The 5,244-nt window shown below is 54.5% G+C and carries 9 protein-coding genes and 1 pseudogene; 8 read left to right on the forward strand and 2 right to left on the reverse strand.

Features of this window, described 5'->3' with window-relative positions; all coding sequences use genetic code 11:
- From ACR0CG_RS23525 to ACR0CG_RS23545, 5 genes are all read left to right on the forward strand, one after another.
- Positions 1 to 311: hypothetical protein (locus tag ACR0CG_RS23525; protein ID WP_480527915.1), on the forward strand; the 311-nt coding region annotated here is incomplete at its 5' end.
- A gap of 119 nt (positions 312 to 430) precedes the next feature.
- Complete coding sequence (locus ACR0CG_RS23530; RefSeq protein WP_480425795.1) at positions 431 to 757, forward strand: hypothetical protein; 327 nt, start codon at positions 431 to 433, stop codon at positions 755 to 757.
- A 59-nt stretch (positions 758 to 816) separates the two neighbouring features.
- Entirely contained in the window at positions 817 to 1,104 is a 288-nt protein-coding gene (locus ACR0CG_RS23535; RefSeq protein ID WP_480425616.1) for a hypothetical protein, read from the forward strand.
- Positions 1,097 to 1,414, forward strand: a complete 318-nt coding sequence (locus ACR0CG_RS23540; protein WP_480425615.1) for a hypothetical protein — start codon at positions 1,097 to 1,099, stop codon at positions 1,412 to 1,414. Before ACR0CG_RS23535 ends, ACR0CG_RS23540 begins: the two co-directional genes overlap by 8 nt.
- The gene (locus ACR0CG_RS23545; RefSeq protein WP_480435134.1) at positions 1,411 to 1,662 is read left to right on the forward strand and encodes a hypothetical protein; all 252 of its coding nucleotides are present in this window, start codon (positions 1,411 to 1,413) and stop codon (positions 1,660 to 1,662) included. The genes ACR0CG_RS23540 and ACR0CG_RS23545 overlap by 4 nt, the downstream gene beginning before the upstream one ends.
- Positions 1,663 to 1,825: 163 nt before the next feature.
- On the opposite strand, the gene ACR0CG_RS23550 is transcribed toward ACR0CG_RS23545, so the two are convergent.
- The gene (locus ACR0CG_RS23550; RefSeq protein ID WP_480527917.1) at positions 1,826 to 2,377 is read right to left on the reverse strand and encodes a hypothetical protein; all 552 of its coding nucleotides are present in this window, start codon (positions 2,375 to 2,377) and stop codon (positions 1,826 to 1,828) included.
- Between the two features lie 82 nt (positions 2,378 to 2,459).
- Between ACR0CG_RS23550 and ACR0CG_RS23555 the strand changes: the two are divergent.
- The 3 genes and pseudogenes from ACR0CG_RS23555 to ACR0CG_RS23565 all read left to right on the forward strand — a co-directional run bounded on the left by ACR0CG_RS23555 (position 2,460) and on the right by ACR0CG_RS23565 (position 4,906).
- Positions 2,460 to 3,577: pseudogene (locus ACR0CG_RS23555) on the forward strand (IS3 family transposase).
- Positions 3,578 to 3,579: 2 nt separating this feature from the next.
- The gene (locus ACR0CG_RS23560; RefSeq protein WP_480424834.1) at positions 3,580 to 3,933 is read left to right on the forward strand and encodes a hypothetical protein; all 354 of its coding nucleotides are present in this window, start codon (positions 3,580 to 3,582) and stop codon (positions 3,931 to 3,933) included.
- 424 nt (positions 3,934 to 4,357) lie between these two features.
- Complete coding sequence (locus tag ACR0CG_RS23565) at positions 4,358 to 4,906, forward strand: hypothetical protein (protein ID WP_480425621.1); 549 nt, start codon at positions 4,358 to 4,360, stop codon at positions 4,904 to 4,906.
- A 110-nt stretch (positions 4,907 to 5,016) separates the two neighbouring features.
- Here the strand turns inward: ACR0CG_RS23565 and ACR0CG_RS23570 are convergent.
- On the reverse strand, positions 5,017 to 5,244 hold a 228-nt coding region (locus ACR0CG_RS23570), incomplete at its 5' end, for a hypothetical protein (protein ID WP_480527919.1).

A 5,244-nucleotide genomic window follows, 5' to 3' on the forward strand; every position in this document is an offset into this window, starting at 1 on the left:
TTTTGATATGGTTTTTGCTGGAAATGCTCGACCCTTTCACGAACGCGGCACTTGTTGTTTTGTTTGGTTTGTCGGTTTGTCTGTATCACGCGCAGGCAATTTATCGCGGCAAGTTACTATGTGACGATCCGCGTGGCTGGGTCGACTTTCCGGATCTTCCCGCGGCTGTGAACTGGGTTATCTCAGCACGCGATTGCCCCGCACCTATTGGTCAACCCTTTGATTGGGTATTTTTTAACATCACCGGTCCGATCTCGATTGCTGTGACTGTACTGCTGGTTCTACGACCTCTATCTCGATCGCGGATCTGAATGTCCCTACGACCCCTCTGTCACTGAGCGCATTCTCACTGTTTTTGAACCCATCGAATACTGAAACCCGACCGGAGCGGAAGCCCCGTGAACCAACAGGGTACGACAGGAGACAACCAATGGCATTCCAAAACGACACCAACAAAGGCAGCGTTGAAAAGATGGTGGTCAGGCTGCGGCGCATCGCGAAATCCGCCGCCTCTAACAGCGCCGATACTGATGCAATGGCAGACATGTTGCGCCCCCTTACCGACGAACTGGCCAAGATGGGCGTTCTGACAGGCGCGGATCAGATGACAGAACCGCAGCCGCCCGAGGTCGCTGCCCTGACAGCTGGTCAACGCGCTGCACTTGTCCTCGCCGATCAGGCATCGCTGAGAGAACTGATGGCTTCGCTCATCGGGCGTCTTGATGCACATGCCGACGCGTTAAAGGAAGCGCCCTGACCGCCCCGGCACTCACCGCAGTCTTACCACCATTCCATACGATTGAAGTGGAGGCACTTATGCAAGTCACCATATTGGATCGCGCCCTGCAGCGCCGCCTTTGGGGCAACGGCTATCAAAGTATCACGCAGATTATCAAAACCGTTGAGATCACCAATACCTGTCCCTTCTGTGGCAAGCCTAGAGGGAAACCGGTGTTTCGACGCTACTGCGAGGATGGTGAGTGGTACGAAATCCAGACATGGGAGAACCCTTGTGGCCATGTCGATATGTACGACGCCGTGATCGAAGAAGCCCGCCAGCTCAAGCTTTCGCAAACCGCTACGAACGGAGGCGATCATGACTGACTTAGCGCCAGGCGACCGCAGCCGCGCCGATCCCATGGGGTGTGGCGTGGATCCGGTCGCGTACGAAAACGACACCCTGCGCGCTCCCACCGATGGCGGTGCTGCACATTGCAAGGGCTTCCTGCTCGAGGACAATCCTTTTCAGAGTGGTCGGGTTGACGACCGTTTGGCCGCAGACTGGGTTCGGGACTGGGAGGCTCGCCATCGGTTCGCGCTCGACAACGGGATGCATGCAGAAGTCGGGCGAGTGGCCTGTCTTCAGCATCTCCGCAATAGTCGCACCCGCTGGCAGGGAGGGATCGAGCCATGAGGTTCAAGATGTGGCCCCGTTTTGCCTTCGAAGACACACCCCGCAAGCGTGCCGCCTTGCGCCGCAAACAGCAGAAGGAACGCGAGGCTTTTCCATTGCTGGCCAATCAGATCGCAGAGCAGCAACCCAGTGAAGATGAGGTTATGTTCAAACGCGCAGTGGATTGGGAACGGCAAGAGAAACGCAGCCGGAAACAACGTGCCGATAAATGGCGTGAGGCAAGGTGTCTCATAGCTGTAGCGGCTTGAGATCATAATCCGTTGGGCGCGAGATCATCGCTGTTTCTGGCTCAGATTATTTGAGACTATAATTCGATTTGGGACCACTTTATTTGAGAACGGGCTCAGAATAATTGAGACGGGCTCACATTTCTGAGACTGGGATCGGTGGGGTGAGACCATCCACATGACCTCATAGCGACAACCCCGCCATCCGCATTCGCTCTGCCAATTCGCGGGTCCGCGCGGGTTCAAGCTGCCCGCTCAGGAAGCGTTTGATCTCGGCAGGTTTGGACTGGAACTGATCCGCCAATACCTTCACAGAATAGCCCTGCCGGGTGAGACGTGGCTCCAAGTCATCAAAGTCGGGGGCCAGGGTGGCCGACACAATATCCGGCGTGATTGGTTTCTGGCCGATGCGGAACCCGGCCTCCAATGCCCGGTTTAAATATTCGGCAAACTGTAAGGGTGTGGTCAGGCGCTCTGCCAGTAGGTCCAGCGCCGCCGGTTCGATAATCTCGTCAAGTGGAGCGTCGTCCTCGGTACACTGGTCCAAAAGCCAGTCGAGATAGGTTCGGGACTCTTCCCCCAATCCTTCGAAGGGCAGGATATCAGTGCGATGCCCGATCTCTTCCATCGTTGGGCGGCGAAGGTCGTTTCGCAGCTTCGGATGGCCGACCAGAATAACGGACAGATTGCCTCCGCCGCGCGCGATCACTTCCATCAGGCGTTTCAGCCCGATCAATGTCTTTCCATGCAGATCATGGGCCTCTGTCTTGGCCCCCTAAAACTGTGCCACAGTTGGCTTAGTTTTGGAGACGGGATTGATGGCGCGGAAACGGTATTCGGACGAAGATATTCTGCGGCTTTTGCGCGAGATTGAGCTGGGCCTGGCATCTGGTTCGGATGTCGCGACGGCGTGCAGAACGGCTGGTGTCAGTGATGCGACCTATTACACATGGCGCAAGCGGTTTGGTGGGATGGGACGATCTGAGATGGCCAATCTGAAGGCGCTGCAGAAAGAGAATGATCGGCTCAAGAAAATCGTGGCTGAGCTTGAACTGGACAAACTCATTCTCAAGGAGAGCCTTGATTATCTAAAGCCAAAGGCCTGACGGCAGACCAGCTTCGTCAGGCCGTGGTCCACACCCGACAAAAGCTGGCAACCTCTGAACGGCGCACCTGTCGCGTGATTGGATTGGCGCGGAGCACGCTGCAATACCGCGCAGCGCCAAAGGATGATGAGGCGTTACGTCTGGCGATGATCCGATTGGCCAAACGGTATGGGCGCTACGGCTACCGCAAGGTCGCCGAGCTGCTGCGTGTCGAAGGCTGGGCAGTCAATCATAAAAAGATCGAACGACTATGGCGCGAAGAAGGCTTGCAGCTCCCACAACGGCACAAGAAACGCAAACGGCTGTACCACAAGGACAGCTCGATCATCCGGCTCCGACCGCAACATCCCAATCACATCTGGAGCATTGACTTTGTCCACGACAAGCTGAGCAACGGACAGAGCTACAAGATGCTGACGGTGCTGGATGAGTATACCCGTGAGGCGCTCTGCGTAGCGGTCAAGCCGAAGATGAACAGCGCAGACGTGCTGGATGCGCTCTACCCACTCTTATTGCGGCACGGGAAGCCCGAACACATCCGTTCCGACAACGGCGCGGAGTTCATCGCAACGGCCCTGCAGACCTGGTTAAGAAAGGTGGGCATTAAGCCGATCCAAATCTACCCGGGATCACCTTGGGAGAATGGATACAACGAGCGCTTCAATGGCACTCTGCGCCGGGAAGTCCTCAACGCAGAATGGTTCCACACCACCAAACAGGCTCAGATCGTCATCAATACCTGGCTTAGACAGTACAATCGTGTCAGACCCCATCAGGCTCTAAACATGCGACCGCCCGTTCCAGAAACCTTGCTCAAAACTGGCCCATAGAATTGGGGCTGGACAAAGTTACTGCTCTCTTTACCGATGTACAACTGGAAGCTGACGGCACTGGTTGGCTTTGGCTTTATACGATGATTCCTTCTGAAGAAGTTGAGGAAGAAAGGCACTCTGATACCGGAATTTTTCTAACTCAACGATTTATGCCAGTGTGCACAAAACCAGAGAATTTTCTCACCCGGAAGTTCGTCGAATTTGATGACGGAACTAAGGGCGAGGAACTGGCCTTCTACTTCCTAGATTTAAGCCGCCCAGAAAGATTTTTTGGATATCTAGACACCAATATTCTAGGAATTTCCAACTGGTTTATTGATAATCAAGAAGTGAAAAAATTTCTTGCAGAGTAATACGAGCCGACGGGGTGAGCGTTGTCGCTGTGACGGCGTCGGATGGTCTCACCCCACCGATCCCAGTCTCAGCAATGTGAGCCCGTCTCAATTATTCTGAGTCCAGTCGCAAATAATGTGATCCCAAATCGATTTACAGTCTCAAATAATCTGAGCCAGAAATGCCGATAATCTCGCGCCCAACGGATTATGATCTCAAGCCACTACACATAGCCGCGTATTCTTCTAATGAAGCAGCCGCACTGCGCCATGCATGGAACTGTGCGCCATACCCCGCCGATCCGGTCTACCTGCTGGGTTTTCTTCATAGGTATTCCATTGGGCGCTTCACCCTTGATACCTTGCCCTTTGATCTCGTTCCGTCAGATCCGCATGGCCACCGTAAGCACCAATCCGAAATATCCGTTCTAAAAGGTCCGATGACATGACTGCAAAATCCACGGCACTTTCAAGGAAGGCCACGCGCATCTGGAAATCGGCCCAGCTCTATGTTGGGTTTCACCGCGACCAGAAGGGCAAGAAACGCGACTCCGCCAAGGTTTGGCCGCCGAAGAACGCAAATGTTACGATCCACCCAAACCCGGCCGAGCAAGAGGCTTTTGTTGTTCTGAAATCAAGCGGCAACAGTTTGTCGGGCGATGTTCAGGTCAAGTTCCGGTCTGACAAGATCATCGCGCGGCGGGACACCGATGACGGTTGGCTGGGTGTGCAGATCGAGCCGATGGCCGTTGTGGTACAGATCGCAGACGGGACGCGGATCAAGGTTTGGTATGATGGCTCTGTGACACGCGCGACGGCAGAGGATCGCACCACAATCGAACTTGATGGATCCGTATTCAAGCGTACCGAGTTCGCGCAGGCCTACATGTCTGGGGACGGTACAGAAATGGGTACCGAAACCGCCACGCACTATGCTTCGATCACAGATAGCGGAGTGCAATCCTCGCTCGACGATGACTGGCAGCCGGAGTGAAGGATTTTGGCGGAGTCAGTGTTGCAACCAAGTAGAAATGTCACCGGGTTTGCAAAGCAGAAGTGTCACCACAGAGCGCGACGGAAGCAAGGCTTAGCAGCCCGGCGACCTCAGATATCGCAGGGCTGAAAAGCCTTGCGGGGGTCAGCGGAAGGCTTTGGTCTTTCGGCTATGCCTCGACAAGTGACCAATGATTGGTTTGAGTGCACCGTGTGAATGATCTTTCCGCTACTCTGCTTCTTACCTATTCGGTAACAACGGTCCTGAAGCTGCTTTTGATATGGTTTTTGCTGAAAATGCTCGACCGTTTCACGAACGCGGGACTTGTTGTTTTGTTT

The sequence above is a fragment of the Ruegeria sp. AB8 genome, from assembly GCF_056542605.1.

Excerpts from the sequence above, each read along its gene's own strand:
- ACR0CG_RS23530 (WP_480425795.1), top strand. The coding sequence starts at position 431 with ATGGCATTCCAAAACGACACCAACAAAGGCAGCGTTGAAAAGATGGTG.
- ACR0CG_RS23535 (WP_480425616.1), top strand. The coding sequence starts at position 817 with ATGCAAGTCACCATATTGGATCGCGCCCTGCAGCGCCGCCTTTGGGGC.
- ACR0CG_RS23540 (WP_480425615.1), top strand. The coding sequence starts at position 1,097 with ATGACTGACTTAGCGCCAGGCGACCGCAGCCGCGCCGATCCCATGGGG.
- ACR0CG_RS23545 (WP_480435134.1), top strand. The coding sequence starts at position 1,411 with ATGAGGTTCAAGATGTGGCCCCGTTTTGCCTTCGAAGACACACCCCGC.
- ACR0CG_RS23565 (WP_480425621.1), top strand. The coding sequence starts at position 4,358 with ATGACTGCAAAATCCACGGCACTTTCAAGGAAGGCCACGCGCATCTGG.